Raw genomic sequence first — 18,818 nt, 5'->3', positions numbered from 1 at the left:
CTGAATGCGGCCACTTTTTATGCTTTTGCTGCTGCCTTTGGCTTTTCCCGTGGTGGCCCAGATCTACAAATACACCGATGCGGATGGCAATACCGCGTACAGCAATCAACCGCCCGACGGAGTACCGGCCCAGCCGGTCGAGCTGCCGCCACTCAACAGCGTTGTACCCCAGACAGCTCCGGGGTCAACCACGCCAACCAATACGGACGAACAATCGCGCAATGCCTACGAAGTACTGGAGCTGACCGGCCTGCCCACCACCGAAGCCCTGCGCGCGAACAACGGCACCTTCACCGTCAATGTGTTGGTCAAACCGCGATTGAAAGGCCCGCACCTGTTCAGACTGGTCCTGGATGACCAACCCTACGGTCAGCCCGGCAATGTGCCGATCCTGCAACTGGTGAACATCGACCGCGGCCTGCACAGCCTGGCGGTGCAAGTAATAGACGGGGAAACCGTGGTCCAGCAAAGTCCCAGTGTGACGTTTACCGTGCAACGGGTGCACAAGCCTTGAAGGGTTGGTTGCTGATCGGCCTGCTGTTGGCCTTGCCCGCTTCGGCGCAGGTGTTTACTTACATCGACGCCCAGGGCAATCGGGTCTTTACCGATCAGCCCAGACCCGGCAATGCCAAGCGTGTCCCGCTGGCAACCAGTAACCGAATGGCCGTCCCAGACTCCGCACCAGCGCGCAGCGCAAAGAATCCAGAGCAAAAACCTCTGTTCCACTATGACCTGCTGCGCATTCTGGTGCCGGAGCCCGATGCCACTGTACGCAGCACTGCTGGCGAAATCATCGTCAGTATCACCAGTGAGCCAGGCCTGCAAAAAGGCCATCGCTACCGCTTATTGCTCGATGGCCAACCCACGGCCGAGCCCGGTATCAGCCCGGTATTCCCGCTGACCAACATCGACCGCGGCACCCACCAGCTGTCCGTGGAGGTCCTCGACGAACACGGCCGAACCGTTGAACGTACCGCCAATCAGCCTTTCCACATGCAGCGCATGTCCCTGGCGCAAAAGCGCAAGGTCAAACCGTGCGCAATCGATGACTATGGCCAACGGCCGGAATGCCCGCTTGCCGAGAAGCCAGTCGAAGAAAAAAGTCCGTTTTTACGCTTCTTCTAAATTGGCTCAGGTTTGCGCACTATATTGGTGCGATTGGTTGCACCTTCGCCAAATTCCAACCCATTTTGGTTCGAAACTACTCGCCGAAGGTGGCAGAGCGCCACTCAATCGAGCGCCGAACGCCCATTTCGGGCGATCCGCGCTTCTTTTCGGAGCCTTGGTTTAGTTTTTGCATTTTCCTCGCGTCAGCGCTTTTTTCTTGCGCATGCTTTGCCCTAAAAGAGGTCCCGATGACCATTAGCGACGCACTCCACCGTTTGCTACTCGACAACCTCACCACCGCGACCATCCTGCTCGATGCCGAATTGCGCCTTGAGTACATGAACCCGGCGGCGGAAATGCTGCTGGCCATCAGCGGCCAGCGCAGCCATGGGCAGTTCATCAGCGAGTTGTTCACCGAATCCACCGAAGCGCTCAATTCGTTGCGTCAGGCCGTGCAGCAGGCGCACCCGTTCACCAAGCGCGAAGCGATGCTCACCGCCCTCACCGGCCAGACCCTGACGGTCGATTACGCGGTCACACCGATCCTCAGCAATGGCGATACGTTATTACTGCTCGAGGTACATCCCCGCGATCGCCTGCTGCGCATCACCAAGGAAGAGGCGCAACTGTCGAAGCAGGAAACCAGCAAGATGCTGGTGCGCGGCCTGGCCCACGAAATCAAGAATCCGCTGGGCGGCATTCGTGGCGCGGCGCAATTGCTGGCCCGCGAACTGCCGGAAGAAAGCCTGCGCGATTACACCAATGTGATCATCGAGGAAGCTGACCGCCTGCGAAACCTGGTCGATCGCATGCTCGGTTCCAACAAGCTGCCGTCGCTGGCCATGTGCAACGTCCACGAAGTACTGGAGCGCGTCTGCCATCTGGTCGAGGCCGAAAGCCAAGGTTGCATCACATTGGTGCGCGACTATGACCCAAGCATCCCTGACGTGCTGATTGACCGCGAACAAATGATCCAGGCCGTGCTGAACATTGTGCGTAACGCAATGCAGGCCATCAGTAGCCAGAACGAGCTGCGCCTGGGCCGCATCAGCCTGCGTACCCGTGCCATGCGTCAGTTCACCATCGGCCACGTGCGCCATCGCCTGGTGACCAAGATCGAAATCATCGACAACGGCCCGGGCATTCCTGCGGAACTCCAGGAAACCATTTTCTTCCCCATGGTCAGCGGCCGTCCGGACGGTACCGGGCTGGGCCTGGCCATTACCCAGAACATCATCAGCCAGCACCAGGGCCTGATCGAGTGTGACAGCCACCCCGGCCACACCACGTTCTCGATCTTTCTGCCACTGGAACAAGGAGCCACATCGACATGAGCCGTAGTGAAACCGTGTGGATCGTCGATGACGACCGTTCTATCCGTTGGGTCCTGGAAAAAGCCTTGCAACAGGAAGGCATGACCACGCAGAGCTTTGACAGCGCCGATGGCGTGATGAGCCGCCTGGCGCGCCAGCAGCCGGACGTGATCATCTCCGACATCCGCATGCCCGGCGCCAGTGGCCTGGACCTTCTGGCGCGGATTCGCGAACAGCACCCGCGGCTGCCAGTGATCATCATGACCGCGCACTCCGATCTGGACAGCGCTGTCGCGTCCTACCAGGGCGGTGCCTTCGAGTACCTGCCCAAGCCGTTCGATGTCGATGAAGCCGTCTCCCTGGTCAAGCGCGCCAACCAGCACGCACAGGAGCAACAAGGCCTGGAAGTCGCTCCGACCCTGACCCGCACCCCGGAAATCATCGGCGAAGCACCGGCGATGCAGGAAGTGTTTCGCGCCATCGGCCGCTTGAGCCACTCCAACATCACTGTGTTGATCAACGGCGAGTCGGGTACCGGCAAGGAACTGGTGGCCCACGCCCTGCATCGTCACAGCCCTCGTGCGGCATCGCCGTTCATTGCGCTGAACATGGCGGCGATCCCGAAAGACCTGATGGAGTCGGAACTGTTCGGCCATGAGAAAGGCGCGTTCACCGGCGCCGCCAACCTGCGTCGCGGCCGCTTCGAGCAGGCTGATGGCGGTACGCTGTTCCTCGATGAAATCGGCGACATGCCGGCCGACACCCAGACCCGCTTGCTGCGCGTACTGGCCGATGGCGAGTTCTATCGCGTTGGCGGTCATGTGCCGGTCAAGGTTGATGTGCGCATCATCGCCGCCACTCACCAGAATCTGGAAACCCTGGTGCACGCCGGGAAATTCCGTGAGGACTTGTTCCACCGCCTCAATGTAATCCGCATCCATATCCCGCGCCTGTCGGACCGCCGCGAAGACATCCCGACCCTGGCCAAGCACTTCCTCAGCCGTGCCGCGCAAGAACTTGCCGTGGAACCAAAGCTGCTCAAGAGCGAAACCGAGGAATACCTGAAGAATCTGCCGTGGCCGGGCAACGTGCGTCAGCTGGAGAACACTTGCCGCTGGATCACGGTCATGGCTTCGGGCCGCGAAGTGCATATCGGCGACCTGCCACCTGAGCTGCTGAGCCTGCCGCAGGATTCGGCGCCAGTGACCAACTGGGAGCAAGCACTGCGCCAGTGGGCCGACCAGGCATTGGCACGCGGTCAGTCGAGCCTGCTCGACAGCGCCGTTCCGGCCTTCGAGCGCATCATGATCGAAACAGCCCTCAAACACACCGCTGGCCGTCGCCGTGATGCCGCCGTATTGCTGGGTTGGGGGCGCAACACCCTGACTCGCAAAATCAAGGAATTGGGCATGAAGGTCGATGGCGGGGATGATGATGAGGGGGATGAGGGCTAGTTTCACCGCTTGATTTTCATCGCTCTTGAGCTCCATTCGCGGGCAAGCCTCGCTCCTACGGGATTACTGCCATTCAGGCCCCGTAGGAGCGAGGCTTGCCCGCGATGCTTTTAGGGGCCGGATGCACCGCCGCAATGCACCGTGAACCGCAATCGCGCACTGTGACCGCTCTGAAATCCAGTCTGCACTCGCAATCGAAGCCCTGCCGAAAAAACGCAAAAGCCCCGGATTACGGGGCTTTGCACATCACGACAGGGCTTTTTGTTTCAACTTATGAAAACCTGGCATGCCCCCTGCAATAGTCCATTCAGTGGTTCAGACCACTACCCAGTTTCGGGGACCTTGGTACAGGCAGGCTGGGGATTCCCCTCTTTACACCGGGCTCACACCGCACAAGCGACGAGCCCATCCCGTTTTGGGGTCCTTGGTACAGGCAGGCCGGGGATTCCCTCTTTACACCGGGTTCACGACGCCATGCGCGAACCCTCCCGTTTTGGGGACCTTGGTACAGGCAGGCCGGGGATTCCCTCTTTTATTGCTCCCGGAGATGGACCTCCAGCCGCCAGCGGTCATTGACCTCGCTACCGGCCCACTCACCCTGCAGGGGACGGGCCGCCACCACCGTCAGCAACAACCCCCCATCGCTCAACCGCACCCGCCAGTTCACGCTCTTGTCGTTAAGCTTGAGCTGACCTTGCTGCGCCTTGCCCTCGGCCTCGAACAACAACGCGACGCTGCCATCGACGATCTCGCCGTGGGTCTTGGGTTCGTTGTTGAACCACACCACCAGTGCGTCGCCCTTTACTTCGATTTGCTGCATGACGCTGGGGTCGGGCGTGGTCAGGCGACCGATCATCAGCCCCACCATCACCCCGACAATGGCCAGCGACATCATCACCCGCGGGAATAGTTTCGAACGCGAGTCGGCTTGCGGCGTAGAATGCCGCTCATCTTTACCTTCGGAGCCGTGCATGTTTCACGTCATCCTTTTCCAACCAGAAATTCCGCCGAATACCGGCAACGTTATCAGGCTGTGCGCCAACAGTGGCTGCCACCTGCATTTGATCGAGCCGCTGGGCTTCGAGATGGACGACAAGCGCCTGCGCCGGGCTGGCCTCGATTACCACGAGTATGCCACCCTGCAGCGCCACGCGGACCTTGCCAGCTGCCTGGAAAGCCTCGGTCATCCACGGGTGTACGCTTTTACCACCAAGGGCTCACGGCCATTTCACGATGCCAGTTTCGTCCCCGGTGATGCTTTTCTGTTCGGCCCGGAAAGCCGTGGCCTGCCCGCCGACGTGCTCGATGCCCTGCCCGCCGAACAGCGCTTGCGCCTGCCGATGCGTGAAGGCTGCCGCAGCCTGAACCTGTCGAATACCGTGGCGGTGGCGGTGTACGAAGCCTGGCGCCAGAACGACTTCAAATAAAGCAGAGACTGATCGTTCCCACGCTCCGCGTGGGTACGCCTCAAGGGACGCTCCGCGTCCAGTGACGCCGAGCGTCACGGGCTGCATTCCCACGCGGAGCGTGGGAACGATCATCTCCCGCCCAAGAAAAAAGCGCCTTTGATGGCGCTTTTTTCGTTAGTGCATCGAACGCTTACTGAACGGTCGGCGTCTCGCCCGCTGCCTGCATGCGTTGCAGCTCTTGCGCGTACAGCGCGTCGAAGTTCACCGGGGCCAGCATCAGCGCCGGGAACGAACCGCGGGTCACCAGGCTGTCCAGGGTTTCGCGAGCGTACGGGAACAGGATGTTCGGGCAGAACGCACCCAGGGTGTGGCTCATCGAAGCGTCGTCCAGGTTCTTGATCAGGAAGATACCGGCCTGTTGCACTTCGGCGATGAACGCCACTTCGTCACCGTTCTTCACGGTTACCGACAAGGTCAGTACGACTTCGTGAAAGTCGCTCTCCAGAGCCTTTTGACGGGTGTTCAGATCCAGACCGACACTCGGCTCCCACTGCTGGCGGAAAATCGCCGGGCTTTTCGGGGCTTCGAAGGACAAGTCACGTACGTAGATGCGCTGCAAGGAGAATTGCGGTGCGTTTTCTTCTTCGCTGGCTGCAGTGTTCTGTTGGTCAGTCATCTCAGATCCTTTCTGATCTTGGGCTTTTATAAGGTATGGAACTCAGGCCTTGAGCAGTGCGTCGAGCTTGCCGGCGCGCTCCAGGGCAAACAAATCGTCACAACCGCCGACGTGGGTGCTGCCGATCCAGATCTGCGGCACGGAGGTACGTCCGGCCTTCTGAGCCATTGCAGCACGCACCTGCGGCTTGCCATCGACCTTGATCTCTTCGAAGGCCACGCCTTTGTTCTCGAGCAGGTACTTGGCTCGGGAGCAATAAGGGCAGTAATCGCTGGAGTAGACGACGACGTTGCTCATATCACTTCACCAGCGGCAGATTGTCGGCTTTCCAGCTGGAAACGCCACCGGACAGCTTGGCGGCGGTGAAACCGGCTTTCATCAGCTCGCGAGCGTGGGTGCCCGCAGTCTGGCCCATGGCGTCGACCAGAATGATGGTCTTGGCCTTGTGCTTTTCCAGCTCGCCAACGCGAGCAGTCAGTTTGTCGTGCGGAATGTTCAACGCACCAACAATGTGACCGGCGGCAAAATCCTTCGCCGGACGAATGTCGATCACCACGCCCGCGTCTTTGTTGACCAGGCCGGTCAGTTCACCGGTGCTCAGGCTACGGCCGCCGCCCTGCATCTGATAAGCGATCAGCGCGGCCAGCAGTACGACGAAGATACCGACGAGAATGTAGTGGTTAGTGGCAAATTCAATCAGGTGAGCAACCATCGAAGGAGGTTCCAGGGCGTTAAAATGTCGGCCAGTATACACAGCCACTATGGTGGGCCAAACCCCGTCCGGCGGTGACGCGGCAGGAACTTCGCTTTAAACTGCGACTCCCTTTTTCCATCATCCCCTTTTACCTCAGCCACGAGTGGATTCCATGACTACCACGCCTAAACCTTTGGTCCTGATGATTCTCGACGGCTTCGGTCACAGCGACAACCCTGAATCCAACGCGATCTTTGCCGCGAAAAAGCCTGTGCTGGACCGCTTGTGGGCCACCGTACCGAACGGCCTGATCTCGGGCAGCGGCATGGACGTCGGCTTGCCGGATGGCCAGATGGGCAACTCCGAAGTCGGCCACATGAACCTCGGCGCCGGCCGCGTGGTGTATCAGGACTTCACGCGCGTTACCAAGTCGATCCGCGACGGCGAGTTCTTCGAGAACCCGACCATCTGCGCTGCCGTCGATAAAGCCGTCGCCGCCGGCAAAGCCGTGCACTTCATGGGTCTGCTGTCCGATGGCGGCGTTCACAGCCACCAGGACCATTTGGTGGCGATGGCTGAACTGGCCGCCAAGCGTGGCGCCGAAAAAATCTACCTGCACGCGTTCCTCGATGGCCGTGATACGCCACCGAAAAGCGCGCAGTCGTCGATCGAACTGCTCGACGCCACTTTCCAGGCGCTGGGCAAAGGTCGTATCGCCAGCCTCATCGGCCGCTATTTCGCGATGGACCGTGACAACCGTTGGGACCGCGTATCCCAGGCCTACAACCTGATTGTCGACGGTATTGGTGAATTCAACGCCGCCACCGCCCAGGAAGGCTTGCAAGCTGCGTATGAACGTGGCGAGAGCGACGAATTCGTCAAAGCCACCTCGATTGGCGAACCGGTAAAAGTCGAAGACGGCGATGCGGTGGTGTTCATGAACTTCCGCGCCGACCGTGCCCGCGAACTGACCCGCGTGTTCGTGGAAGACGATTTCAAGGAATTCGAACGCAGCCGCCAGCCAAAACTGGCCGGTTTTGTCATGCTGACCCAATACGCCGCCAGCATTCCTGCGCCATCGGCCTTCGCCGCGGGCAGCCTGGAAAACGTGCTGGGCGACTATTTGGCGAAAAACGGCAAGACCCAGCTGCGCATTGCTGAAACCGAGAAGTACGCGCACGTGACCTTCTTCTTCTCCGGCGGCCGCGAAGAACCGTTCCCGGGCGAAGAACGCATCCTGATTCCGTCGCCAAAAGTCGCCACTTACGACTTGCAGCCGGAAATGAGCGCACCCGAAGTCACTGACCGCATTGTCGATGCCATCGAAAACCAGCGCTACGACGTGATCGTCGTCAACTACGCCAACGGAGATATGGTTGGCCACAGCGGTGTGTTCGAAGCGGCGGTCAAAGCTGTCGAATGCCTGGACACTTGCGTCGGCCGAATCGTCGAGGCGCTGGAAAAGGTTGGCGGCGAAGCGCTGATCACCGCTGACCACGGCAACGTCGAGCAAATGTCCGACGCCTCCACCGGCCAGGCGCACACCGCACACACCACCGAACCGGTGCCGTTCATCTATGTCGGCAAGCGCGACCTCAAGGTCCGCGAAGGTGGTGTGCTGGCGGACGTGGCACCGACCATGCTCAAGCTGCTGGGCCTGGAAAAACCGGCGGAAATGACCGGGACTTCGATTCTCGTCTAATCATCATTAATACCTGTGGGAGCTGGCTTGCCAGCGATAGCAATCTGACAGCAAACATTCATGTTGTTGCCAGGCCGCCATCGCTGCGATGCGGCGACCCGACAAGCCAGCTCCCACAGTGGTTTCTGGTGGTTTTCAGGACTAATTTCCCGCACATCCCTCTCCAGTTATCACACAGCCCCAATTGGGCATTTTTTTTGCTGCCCATGGCGGGCATACTAGGCCGTCCCTTTCCCTGGTGTCGCCCGCCTCTATGCTTCGCGTCCTGATAGCCCTTGCTCTGACTTGCCTGCTCCAACCGGCCTTTGCTGACGAGCGCGCGCAAACCCAACAACAGTTGGACGCCACGCGTCAGGACATTGCCGAGCTGAAAAAGCTGCTGGGCAAGTTGCAGGAAGAAAAATCCGGGGTGCAAAAAGAACTCAAGGGCACCGAGACTGAAATGGGCAAGCTCGAGAAGCAGGTCGAGGCCCTGCAAAAAGAGCTGAAGAAAAGTGAAGCCGAGCTGCAGCGGCTCGATGCGGAGAAAAAAAAACTCCAGAGCGCGCGCACTGAACAACAGCGACTGATCGCCATCCAGGCCCGCGCGGCCTACCAGAACGGCCGACAGGAATATTTGAAGCTGCTGCTCAACCAGCAGAATCCCGAGAAATTCGCCCGCACCCTCACCTATTACGACTACCTGAGCCAGGCCCGCCTGGAACAGTTGAAGAGCTTCAACGAAACGCTGCGCCAACTGGCCAATGTCGAAAAAGACATCGACATGCAGCAAGCGCAACTGCTGGTACAGAAAAGCAGCCTCGACACCCAGCGCGACGAGCTGGACAAAGTCCGCCGAGAGCGCCAGCAAGTCCTGGCCAAGCTCAATGACGACGTGAAGGCCCGCGACCAGAAACTGGCGGCCCGCGAGCAGGATCAGGCAGATCTGTCTAAAGTCCTTAAAACCATTGAGGAAACCCTGGCTCGCCAGGCTCGTGAGGCAGAAGAAGCGCGACAAAAAGCGCTGATTGCCCAGCAGGAAGCCGAAAAAAAGCGCTTACGTGAGGCCCAGGCTCAAGCAGACGAGACTGACGCCCCACGCAAACCGGTTAAATCAACGCCTGGTGCGTTGGTCTCAAGCTCCGGCGAAACCTTTGGCGGTCCGTTTGCTTCAACTCGCGGCAAACTTCCGTGGCCTGTCGATGGTCGACTGTTGGCACGCTTCGGTGAAAGCCGTGGCGACGACGCCCGGACCAAGTGGGATGGCGTGATGATCGGCGCTTCCGCCGGCAGTACCGTGCATGCGGTGCATGGCGGTCGCGTGGTGTTCGCCGACTGGTTGCGCGGCGCAGGGTTGCTGGTCATTCTCGACCATGGCAACGGTTTTTTGAGTCTTTATGGTCACAACCAGACACTGCTCAAGTCTGCGGGTGACGTGGTAAAAGCCGGTGAATCCATCTCCACTGTAGGTAGCAGCGGCGGTCAAGACACACCGGCCTTGTATTTCGCGATTCGTCAGCAGGGTCACCCGAGTGACCCTGCACAATGGTGTCGCGCGCAAGGATAAGCGCGCCATCCAATTCAGGAGTTCGTTCGACATGCTGCATTTGTCCCGCCTTACCTCGCTGGCCCTGACGATCGCCCTGGTGATCGGCGCGCCTCTGGCGTTCGCCGCTCAACCGGCCCCGGCGGTTGCGCCTGCGGGCACTGCTGCGACCACCAAGGCGCCATTGCCGCTGGAAGAGTTGCGCACCTTTGCCGAGGTCATGGATCGGATCAAAGCCGCCTATGTCGACCCGATAGACGACAAGACCCTGCTGGAAAACGCCATCAAGGGCATGCTCAGCAACCTTGATCCACACTCGGCCTATCTCGGGCCTGAAGACTTCGCCGAGTTGCAGGAAAGCACCAGCGGCGAGTTCGGCGGCCTGGGCATCGAAGTCGGCGCCGAAGACGGATTCATCAAAGTGGTGTCGCCAATCGACGACACGCCGGCCTCCAAGGCGGGCATCCAGGCGGGCGATTTCATCGTCAAGATCAACGGCCAGCCAACCCGTGGCCAGAGCATGACCGAAGCCGTGGACAAGATGCGCGGCAAGATCGGCCAGAAAATCACCCTGACCCTGGTTCGCGACGGTGGCACGCCGTTCGACGTGACCCTGGCCCGCGCCATCATTCAAGTGAAGAGCGTGAAGAGCCAGTTGCTGGAATCGGGCTACGGCTACATCCGTATCACCCAGTTCCAGGTCAAGACCGGCGAAGAGGTCTCCAAAGCGCTGGCCAAGCTGCGCAAGGACAACGGCAAGAAGCTCAAAGGCATCATTCTCGACCTGCGCAACAATCCGGGCGGCGTGCTGCAGTCGGCGGTTGAAGTCGTCGACCACTTCATCACCAAAGGCCTGATCGTTTACACCAAAGGCCGGATCGCCAACTCCGAGCTGCGCTTCAACGCCACTGGCAAAGATGAAAGTGAAGCCGTGCCAATGGTTGTGCTGATCAATGGCGGCAGTGCCTCGGCCTCGGAAATTGTCGCCGGCGCCCTGCAGGACCAGAAGCGTGCGGTGGTCATGGGGACGCCAAGTTTCGGCAAAGGCTCGGTGCAAACCGTGCTGCCGTTGAACAACGACCGCGCTCTGAAAATCACCACGGCGCTGTATTACACGCCTAATGGCCGCTCGATCCAGGCCCAGGGCATCGTCCCGGACATCGAAGTGCGCAGAGCCAAGATTACCAACGAGCAGGATAGCGAGTACTTCAAGGAAGCCGATCTGCAAGGTCACCTGGGCAATGGTAACGGCGGCGCCGACAAGCCAAGCAGCTCCGGCGGCAAAACCAAGCCGATGCCGCAGGACGACGATTACCAGTTGGCCCAGGCCCTGAGCCTGCTCAAAGGGCTGAGCATTACGTCCGGCCGCTGAGATGCTTCTTCGGCTGACCCTGGCGCTGTTGTGCAGTCTGGCGTGCGTGGCTCACGCCACCCCCGCCGTTACCGCGCCGCAAAAAGCCTACCTGAGCTTGATCATCGACGACCTGGGGCAAAGCCTGCCCCGGGATCGCCGCGTGCTGGGCCTGCCCGGCCCGGTAACCGCAGCGATCATGCCCGATACCCCCCACGCCACCGAATTCGCCCGCGAAGCCCATCGCGCCGGCAAGATCGTCATTCTGCATATGCCGATGGACCCGGCCACAGGACCATTTGCCTGGCATCCCGATCTACCCATCGAGGAGCTTGAGAGACGCCTGAACGCTGCGTTCAAAAGGGTTCCCTACACCGCCGGCATCAACAATCACATGGGTAGCCGCATGACCGCGCAACCCGCCGCCATGGCCTGGTTGATGGCCGACCTGCAGCGTCGTCACAAATTTTTCGTCGACAGCCGCACCAGTGCGCAAACCGTGGCGGCGCAGCAAGCGCAGAAGATCGATCTGGCGAGCGTTTCTCGGGATGTGTTTCTGGATGATGAGCGCACTGAAGACGCTATTTTTGCCCAACTCCAGACAGCGATCAGCCTCGCACACCGACAGGGCTCGGCAGTGATGATCGGACATCCGTATCCGCAGACACTGGCAGTGCTGGAGCGAGAGCTGCCCAAGCTGAAGGCCCAGGGAATCGAGTGGATCGATATCCGGCAGATGATCAGCGTACGCGGTAATCGCGCCACGGCGGCGCATGGCAAGGACGGCCAGTACCGCCTGCCGACTTCACAGTAACCTGCAGATCCATTCCCGTTTCGCGATACATATATACATCTGCAGGTGCATTGGCCCGTGCCACGATAGCGCTCACCCTGAATTTCATCACCAAGGAATGGATATGAAATACCTCATGCTCTTTTGTTTCGCCGCCCTGGTTGTCCTGGCCAATCCTGCAGTACAGGCACGCGATCTCGGCGAGGGCGCCGTCAATGACTCGCCGTCAAGAGCGCTGCGCAACAGCGATAATTTTTATGAAATCTGGAGCGGTGTGGGACGACTCAGCCTCCAATCAGGCGAGACGTGCAGTGCCGTCCTATTGGATACGCGAAACAGGCAGGGTCGAGCCACCGGCCCTGCCTACTTGCTCACCAGCGGTCATTGCGTGTTTTTTAGATACGGTTCGGCGCGGACCGATTTGCCTTTGAGCGCCAGCGTCACTTTCCATTACTTTCATGACGTGCCACAGCGTAAGCGCCAGTACCCGATCCGAATTGCCTTGTGGAGCAGTCTGGTCGGGACCGATCTTGCCGTGCTGGAGATAGACGCGACATTGGCGTCGCTGATACAGGCCGGGGTCAACCCGCTCAAGCTCGCCTCACATCTGACTTACGAGAATCTGGATGTGCTCAACGTTGGCGCGCCGGGTGGTTTTACCGAAGCCGGGCTTCGTTTGAGTGCCTGCGCTGAACGAACCGCCGGAACATTCATCGATCACCCTGGGGTGTTCCCATTAGCCATGAAAAACAGCTGCGATCTACACGCTGGAAGCTCTGGCAGTCCGATGCTGAACAGACTCACCAATGAAATTACCGGCATCGTCAGTAAGGTCGCGATATCGCGAAATCATCCGGCGCAATCCGATTGTGAGCACTCTACGTCTTGTCAGGCCGCTCGATTCAACTACAGCTACAGCGCCAGCTTCCTGTACGCGTGCTTTATTGATGGCGTCTTCACCCTCGCGGCACCGAACTGTTCGTTGGAGCCGGTAGAGCTGACCGTCACGGAACCCTGGAAACTAAAATCACATGTCTATAAAACGCAAAATGCGAATGGGCAGGTGGTCTTGCCCAAGTGGGATTTCCGGTTCTCCCTCAAGGCGCCCTTCTATCGCTATAAAATGGTCCGTAACGCTCGGGATTGTCAGGTGCCTACTTTCTACAGTCCGGCCATCAGTACAGAAAATGCCTATATCAACAGTGGAATCGGCCCACAAAGCGGCGCGTACGCGCTCTGCATCATCGGGGTCGCCTCAGCCGATTCGAAGCTGACAAGGGGGGCTTTGAACAATGTGTTTACCAGTGCCGTGAACATAAGCACGACGCCGGGCACCCTGCCTGAAATGGCCTCGCAGTGAAAATTACAGATACTTCGACATGATCTCGTCAACTTTGCCTTCCTGGCGCATCTGATCCAGCGCGGCCTGCAGTTTGGCGACGGTTTCGTCCGGCACGTCCTTGTTCAAGGCCAGGTACAACTCGGCGCTGTTGAACCGCAACACAGTCTTGAGCCCGATCACGCCTTCCTGACGCGCCAGGTAGCGCCCGGCCGGATCACCGGTAGCCCATAGATCGATCTGGCCATTGACCAGTTTCTTCGCGTTGTCCTGATCGCGCAGGACCACCACAGGCTTCAAGCCTTGCTTGGCGAGCGTCGTGGCAATGGCGTCGCCCTTGTACGCACCGATTTTGTACTTTCGCGCATCGTCCAGGGATTGGAGGGTGATTTTGCTGTCAGCCTTGGCCAGCATGATCCAGTCGTCCGGGCCAATCGGCCCGACCCATTTGAAGAGCTTCTCGCGATCGGGTAACCGCGCCATCACGAATGCACCGTAACCGGGGTTTTCCAGAGCGAGTTTGTACACTCGCTCCCAGGGGAAACGCAGCGTCAGGCTGTAGGTAATATCGGCACGCTTGAATATTTCGCGGACGATGTCCGTGGCGATGCCATCAATGTTCTCGCCTTGGGCGAAATTCTTGCCGTTCTTCGCCATGTTGTACGGAGGGAAGTTTTCCGTCAGCAACACCATGTCGGTGTTGGGGTTGTCTGCGGCGTGTACCGCACTGACGAACAACAGGGAAGCACTGGCGAGGGCAAAACGAAGACGTTTGAGCATGTCTGGCTACCGAAATCCATGGCGTGCCCAAGAGTGCCTTGAGCCCGCCATGATGTCCACTGGCCTGTATGGGTTTGTTCAGCGCATCACGATTCCGCGATGAGCCATGTAGGCCTTGGCTTCCTGAACGGTGTATTCGCCGAAGTGGAAAATACTCGCCGCCAGGACTGCACTGGCGTGACCTTCGAGGATACCGTCGGCCAAATGCTGCAGGTTGCCAACGCCACCGGAAGCGATCACCGGAATGCCCAGGGCATCGCTGATGGCGCGGGTCACGCCAAGGTCGAAGCCGTTTTTCATGCCGTCCTGGTCCATGCTGGTCAGGAGGATTTCACCGGCTCCCAGGCCTTCCATCTTCTTTGCCCACTCGACAGCGTCAAGGCCGGTCGGCTTTCGACCGCCGTGGGTGAAGATTTCCCAGCGCGGGGTTTCGCCCGCAGCGGAAACTTTTTTCGCATCGATGGCAACGACAATGCACTGCGAGCCGAAATGCTGCGCCGCTTCGCCGACGAATTCAGGGTTGAACACCGCAGCGGTGTTGATCGAAACCTTGTCCGCACCGGCATTGAGCAAGTTGCGGATGTCCTGCACGGTGCGCACGCCACCGCCGACGGTCAGCGGAATGAACACCTGGCTGGCCATGCGCTCGACGGTATGCAGCGTGGTGTCGCGGCCGTCGACGCTGGCGGTGATATCGAGAAAGGTAATCTCGTCGGCACCCTGCTCGTCGTAGCGACGGGCGATTTCCACCGGGTCACCGGCGTCGCGGATGTTTTCGAATTTCACACCCTTGACCACCCGGCCGTTGTCCACGTCCAGGCAAGGGATGATGCGTTTGGCCAGCGCCATGGTCAGTCCTCAGCCTTTGTACGAGTCGCAGAAAGCTTGCGCTTCAGCGACGTCGAGGGTGCCTTCGTAGATCGCCCGGCCGGTGATCGCGCCGATGATGCCCGGCGCCTTGGCGTCGAGCAGGGTCTTGATGTCACCCAGATTGTGGATGCCACCGGAAGCGATGACCGGAATCGATGTGGCAGCAGCCAGCGCGGCGGTGAACGGTACGTTGCAGCCCTGCATCATGCCGTCTTTGGCGATGTCGGTATAAACGATGGCGGACACGCCGTCGGCTTCGAACTGCTTTGCCAGGTCGATCACCTGGATGGTGCTGATTTCAGCCCAACCGTCGGTAGCGACGAAACCGTCCTTGGCGTCCAGACCGACAATCACTTTGCCAGGGAAAGCGCGGCAGGCTTCGGCGACGAAGGCTGGATCTTTCACAGCCTTGGTGCCGATGATCACGTAGCTCACGCCAGCCTTGACGTAGTGCTCGATGGTTTCCAGGGAGCGGATACCGCCGCCGATCTGGATCGGCAGGTTCGGATAGCGCTTGGCGATCGCGGTGACCACTTCGCCGTTGACCGGTTGGCCTTCGAACGCGCCGTTCAGGTCGACCAGATGCAGACGACGGCAACCGCCCTCCACCCACTTGGCAGCCATGCTCACCGGGTCATCGGAGAACACTGTGGAATCTTCCATGCGGCCCTGGCGCAGGCGAACACAGGCACCGTCTTTAAGATCGATAGCGGGAATAATCAGCATCTGGCAAACCTTCAAATTCGAATGTTCAGCTTGGCTCGGAAATCAGTTTTTCTCGAGCGCCCACAGGTCGCTTTCGATGCTTTCGAACCTCTCTTTGAGATGCGTCTGCACATCGAAAATCGCCCTGTTGTAATAGTGCGGAGCAATTTCGCGGGTAAACAACTCAAGAATCTCAGCCGCCTCGAACGAGCCGAGGTCGAGTTCAAAGCGGTCTTCCATGAATCGCTTGATCTTGCTGTTGGCCTCGCTCTCCTGTTCGGGAGTGAGGGTCAGGATCGGCGGCCTGGATTTCTTGACAGCCATTTACCAGCGACCGTCCCACGCAGCGAAGTTCTGCAGCAATTGCAGGCCATGGGTATGGCTTTTCTCCGGGTGGAACTGCACGGCGAAACGCGAGCCATCGGCCAGCGCTGCGGCGAAATCGACGCCGTAATGACCACCACCGACCACCTGGCGCGCATTAGCCGCAGCGATGTAGTAGCTGTGCACGAAGTAGAAACGCGCCATGTCCGGAATGTCGTGCCACAGCGGGTGACTGACCTTCTGCTTCACTTCGTTCCAGCCCATGTGCGGGACTTTCAGGTGTTCGCCGTCTTCGTGCAGATCTTTGCCAAAGAACTTTACTGCGCCCGGAAACAGCCCGATGCAGTCGACACCGTCGTTCTCTTCGCTGGTGTCGAGCAAGGCTTGCATGCCGACGCAGATACCGAGGAAAGGCCGGTCCTGGCTGACCTCACGTACCAGCGAGTCGAACCCGAGGCGACGGATCTCCGCCATGCAATCGCGAATCGCACCGACGCCGGGGAAAACCACCCGGTCGGCTTCGCGAATCACGTTGGCATCGCTGGTGATCAACACCTTGCCGGCACCCACGTGCTCGAGGGCCTTGGCCACCGAGTGCAGGTTGCCCATGCCGTAATCGATAACCGCGACTGTCTGCATTACAGAACGCCCTTGGTCGATGGCATTTGCCCGGCCATACGGTCATCGAGCTCCACGGCCATGCGCAACGCACGGCCGAAAGCCTTGAACACGGTTTCGATCTGGTGGTGGGTGTTGTGCCCACGCAGATTGTCGATGTGCAGGGTGACGTTGGCGTGGTTGACGAAGCCCTGGAAGAACTCCTGGAACAGATCCACGTCGAAACCGCCGACGGTGGCGCGGGTATACGGAACGTGCATCTGCAGGCCGGGACGGCCGGAGAAGTCGATCACCACGCGCGACAGCGCTTCATCGAGCGGCACATAGGCGTGGCCGTAGCGACGGATGCCTTTCTTGTCGCCGATGGCTTTGGTAAATGCCTGGCCGAGGGTGATACCGACGTCTTCCACGGTGTGGTGGTCATCGATATGCAGGTCGCCCTTGCTGACAATATCCAGGTCGATCAGCCCGTGACGGGCGATCTGGTCCAGCATGTGCTCAAGAAAAGGAACACCGATATCGAATCGGGCCTTTCCGGTGCCATCGAGGTTGATCGAGGCTTTGATCTGGGTTTCCAGAGTGTCGCGCTCGACAGACGCCATACGTTCGGCCATCACCAGCTCCGCAAAATCATTGGGCGAAAAAGGCATCCATTATAGGCACGCGGGGCCGAAACAGAAACACGCGACGTGATATGGCTGACGGACAGAAGCCCCGGCTGTCGCGGGTAGACATGTCCATACAAGCACGACAGGCTACTGATCGCTCCCACGCTCTGCGTGGGAGTGCAGCCTTGGACGCTCCGCGTCCGCTTTGACTGTGACGCGGAGCGTCACGGGAGGCATTCCCACGCAGAGCGTGGGAACGATCAGAAACAACTGTAGGAGTGAGCCTGCTCGCGATAGGGCTCTCACATTCAACATTTCTGTCGACTGTCAGACCGGTATCGCGAGCAGAGCTCACTCCTACAGGGGTATTGCGTTTTTACTTAGTGGAACAGTACCGCCGTCTTCTGCAGGGTCACCCACACACCCCACGCCAACGGAATACCCACCGCCAGCCAGGCAGCAATTGCCAGAGGCTTGGTGCCCGGCGCCGCTTTCCACTCCAGCGACGTGCTGGCGTCAGCACCTTTGTCGTGGCCCAGCGCCTGTTCGGCAGCCAGTTCAGCGTCGGTCATGAAGTACTTGTCGGCCACCGGACGCACCAGCAGATTGCAGATGAAACCCAGCACCAGCAGGCCGGCAAGGATGTACAAGGTGATGTCGTAAGCTGCGGCACGTTCAACGCCGATGCTCAGCTGATACTCACGCAGGTAGTTCACCAGCACCGGACCCAACACACCCGCTGCTGCCCACGCGGTCAGCAAGCGACCGTGGATAGCACCGACCATTTGCGTACCGAACAGGTCCGCGAGATAAGCAGGAACGGTGGCAAAACCGCCGCCGTACATCGACAGGATGATGCAGAACGCGGCCACGAACAGCGCGACGTTGCCCAGGTGGCCAAGATTCGGAATCAATGCGTACAGCGCAAAGCCAAGGGCAAAGAACACGAAGTAGGTGTTTTTACGGCCCAGGTAGTCCGAGAACGATGCCCAGAAGAAGCGGCCACCGATGTTGAACAGGCTCAGCAAACCGGTGAAACCGGCGGCGATCGCGGCGATCGAAGCCAATTGACCTGCATCCAGCTGACCGAACGGCAGATCGTTGCCCAGCAATTTACCGCCGAACACTTCCTGCAGCAGTGGCGAAGCCATGCCGAGGATGCCGATACCTGCGGATACGTTCAGGCACAGCACCAGCCACACCAGACGGAATTGCGGGGTTTTCCATGCCACGTTCACGTGTACATGACGGTTGGTGATCATGGCGTTCGACGCTTTTTTCGCAGGCGCCGTCCAGCCTTCAGGCTTCCAGCCGGTTGGCGGCACGCGGTAGGACAGTGCGCCACCGATCATGAACACGAAGTAGATCGCGGCCATCGCCACGAAGCTCTGCCATACGCCAACGCCTTCTGGCGAGCCGAAGTGGCTCATCAGGGCAGTCGCCAACGGCGCTCCGACCATCGCACCACCGCCGAAGCCCATGATCGCCATGCCGGTCGCCATGCCGCGCTTGTCCGGGAACCACTTGATCAGGGTCGACACCGGCGAGAT

The 18,818-nt window shown here is 59.5% G+C and carries 21 protein-coding genes; 10 read left to right on the top strand and 11 right to left on the bottom strand.

Annotated features, from left to right (window positions below; genetic code table 11):
• The first annotated feature begins 4 nt into the window (after positions 1 to 4).
• From D8U73_RS05160 to ntrC, 4 genes are all read left to right on the top strand, one after another.
• On the top strand, positions 5 to 514 hold the full coding sequence (locus tag D8U73_RS05160) for a DUF4124 domain-containing protein (protein WP_130903877.1): 510 nt from the start codon (positions 5 to 7) through the stop codon (positions 512 to 514).
• Positions 511 to 1,125, top strand: a complete 615-nt coding sequence (locus D8U73_RS05155; RefSeq protein WP_130903876.1) for a DUF4124 domain-containing protein — start codon at positions 511 to 513, stop codon at positions 1,123 to 1,125. The genes D8U73_RS05160 and D8U73_RS05155 overlap by 4 nt, the downstream gene beginning before the upstream one ends.
• Before the next feature lie 230 nt (positions 1,126 to 1,355).
• On the top strand, positions 1,356 to 2,441 hold the full coding sequence (glnL, locus tag D8U73_RS05150) for a nitrogen regulation protein NR(II) (RefSeq protein ID WP_056852211.1): 1,086 nt from the start codon (positions 1,356 to 1,358) through the stop codon (positions 2,439 to 2,441).
• The gene (ntrC, locus tag D8U73_RS05145) at positions 2,438 to 3,874 is read left to right on the top strand and encodes a nitrogen regulation protein NR(I) (RefSeq protein ID WP_056852210.1); all 1,437 of its coding nucleotides are present in this window, start codon (positions 2,438 to 2,440) and stop codon (positions 3,872 to 3,874) included. The genes glnL and ntrC overlap by 4 nt, the downstream gene beginning before the upstream one ends.
• Positions 3,875 to 4,406: 532 nt before the next feature.
• On the opposite strand, the gene D8U73_RS05140 is transcribed toward ntrC, so the two are convergent.
• Entirely contained in the window at positions 4,407 to 4,847 is a 441-nt protein-coding gene (locus D8U73_RS05140; RefSeq protein ID WP_130903875.1) for a hypothetical protein, read from the bottom strand.
• Here D8U73_RS05140 and D8U73_RS05135 point away from each other — a divergent pair.
• Positions 4,846 to 5,301, top strand: coding sequence for a tRNA (cytidine(34)-2'-O)-methyltransferase (locus tag D8U73_RS05135; RefSeq protein WP_056852208.1), 456 nt, complete (start codon positions 4,846 to 4,848; stop codon positions 5,299 to 5,301). The genes D8U73_RS05140 and D8U73_RS05135 overlap by 2 nt on opposite strands.
• Positions 5,302 to 5,473: 172 nt before the next feature.
• On the opposite strand, the gene secB is transcribed toward D8U73_RS05135, so the two are convergent.
• From secB to D8U73_RS05120, 3 genes are read right to left on the bottom strand one after another with little or no spacing between them, the layout of a single operon-like run.
• Complete coding sequence (gene secB, locus D8U73_RS05130; protein ID WP_056852207.1) at positions 5,474 to 5,959, bottom strand: protein-export chaperone SecB; 486 nt, start codon at positions 5,957 to 5,959, stop codon at positions 5,474 to 5,476.
• A 42-nt stretch (positions 5,960 to 6,001) separates the two neighbouring features.
• Positions 6,002 to 6,256: a glutaredoxin 3 gene (gene grxC, locus D8U73_RS05125; RefSeq protein ID WP_008058538.1), complete on the bottom strand. Its 255-nt coding sequence runs from the start codon at positions 6,254 to 6,256 to the stop codon at positions 6,002 to 6,004.
• 1 nt (position 6,257) lies between these two features.
• The gene (locus tag D8U73_RS05120) at positions 6,258 to 6,671 is read right to left on the bottom strand and encodes a rhodanese-like domain-containing protein (RefSeq protein ID WP_056852206.1); all 414 of its coding nucleotides are present in this window, start codon (positions 6,669 to 6,671) and stop codon (positions 6,258 to 6,260) included.
• A 154-nt stretch (positions 6,672 to 6,825) separates the two neighbouring features.
• Here D8U73_RS05120 and gpmI point away from each other — a divergent pair, with 154 nt between their 5' ends.
• The 5 genes from gpmI to D8U73_RS05095 all read left to right on the top strand — a co-directional run bounded on the left by gpmI (position 6,826) and on the right by D8U73_RS05095 (position 13,384).
• A complete protein-coding gene (gene gpmI, locus D8U73_RS05115) occupies positions 6,826 to 8,355 on the top strand; it encodes a 2,3-bisphosphoglycerate-independent phosphoglycerate mutase (protein WP_130903874.1) in 1,530 nt (509 codons plus the stop codon).
• Between the two features lie 253 nt (positions 8,356 to 8,608).
• On the top strand, positions 8,609 to 9,901 hold the full coding sequence (locus tag D8U73_RS05110) for a murein hydrolase activator EnvC (RefSeq protein ID WP_056852204.1): 1,293 nt from the start codon (positions 8,609 to 8,611) through the stop codon (positions 9,899 to 9,901).
• Between the two features lie 31 nt (positions 9,902 to 9,932).
• Entirely contained in the window at positions 9,933 to 11,252 is a 1,320-nt protein-coding gene (locus D8U73_RS05105; RefSeq protein WP_056852203.1) for a S41 family peptidase, read from the top strand.
• A 1-nt stretch (position 11,253) separates the two neighbouring features.
• Positions 11,254 to 12,045, top strand: coding sequence for a divergent polysaccharide deacetylase family protein (locus tag D8U73_RS05100; RefSeq protein ID WP_056852202.1), 792 nt, complete (start codon positions 11,254 to 11,256; stop codon positions 12,043 to 12,045).
• Between the two features lie 103 nt (positions 12,046 to 12,148).
• Positions 12,149 to 13,384: a trypsin-like peptidase domain-containing protein gene (locus tag D8U73_RS05095; protein WP_130903873.1), complete on the top strand. Its 1,236-nt coding sequence runs from the start codon at positions 12,149 to 12,151 to the stop codon at positions 13,382 to 13,384.
• A gap of 3 nt (positions 13,385 to 13,387) precedes the next feature.
• Here D8U73_RS05095 and D8U73_RS05090 read toward each other — a convergent pair whose 3' ends face one another.
• From D8U73_RS05090 to D8U73_RS05060, 7 genes are all read right to left on the bottom strand, one after another.
• The gene (locus D8U73_RS05090; protein WP_056852200.1) at positions 13,388 to 14,143 is read right to left on the bottom strand and encodes an ABC transporter substrate-binding protein; all 756 of its coding nucleotides are present in this window, start codon (positions 14,141 to 14,143) and stop codon (positions 13,388 to 13,390) included.
• Between the two features lie 78 nt (positions 14,144 to 14,221).
• Entirely contained in the window at positions 14,222 to 14,992 is a 771-nt protein-coding gene (gene hisF, locus D8U73_RS05085) for an imidazole glycerol phosphate synthase subunit HisF (RefSeq protein ID WP_056852199.1), read from the bottom strand.
• A gap of 9 nt (positions 14,993 to 15,001) precedes the next feature.
• A complete protein-coding gene (gene hisA / locus D8U73_RS05080) occupies positions 15,002 to 15,739 on the bottom strand; it encodes a 1-(5-phosphoribosyl)-5-[(5-phosphoribosylamino)methylideneamino]imidazole-4-carboxamide isomerase (RefSeq protein WP_015093076.1) in 738 nt (245 codons plus the stop codon).
• Between the two features lie 42 nt (positions 15,740 to 15,781).
• Positions 15,782 to 16,042 (bottom strand): DUF2164 domain-containing protein, encoded by a 261-nt coding sequence (locus D8U73_RS05075; RefSeq protein WP_056852198.1) that lies wholly within the window; start codon positions 16,040 to 16,042, stop codon positions 15,782 to 15,784.
• Positions 16,043 to 16,681, bottom strand: coding sequence for an imidazole glycerol phosphate synthase subunit HisH (hisH, locus tag D8U73_RS05070; protein ID WP_008080553.1), 639 nt, complete (start codon positions 16,679 to 16,681; stop codon positions 16,043 to 16,045). It lies immediately after the preceding gene.
• Complete coding sequence (gene hisB, locus D8U73_RS05065) at positions 16,681 to 17,274, bottom strand: imidazoleglycerol-phosphate dehydratase HisB (RefSeq protein WP_007939452.1); 594 nt, start codon at positions 17,272 to 17,274, stop codon at positions 16,681 to 16,683. Before hisB ends, hisH begins: the two co-directional genes overlap by 1 nt.
• 374 nt (positions 17,275 to 17,648) lie before the next feature.
• Positions 17,649 to 18,818 (bottom strand): OFA family MFS transporter (locus D8U73_RS05060; protein ID WP_130903872.1); only part of this gene is annotated, 1,170 nt, incomplete at its 5' end.

This window comes from Pseudomonas sp. Sample_22 (assembly GCF_004307635.1).
In the GTDB taxonomy this organism is placed as follows: domain Bacteria; phylum Pseudomonadota; class Gammaproteobacteria; order Pseudomonadales; family Pseudomonadaceae; genus Aquipseudomonas.
This window is presented reverse-complemented; position numbering and strand designations above follow the sequence as displayed.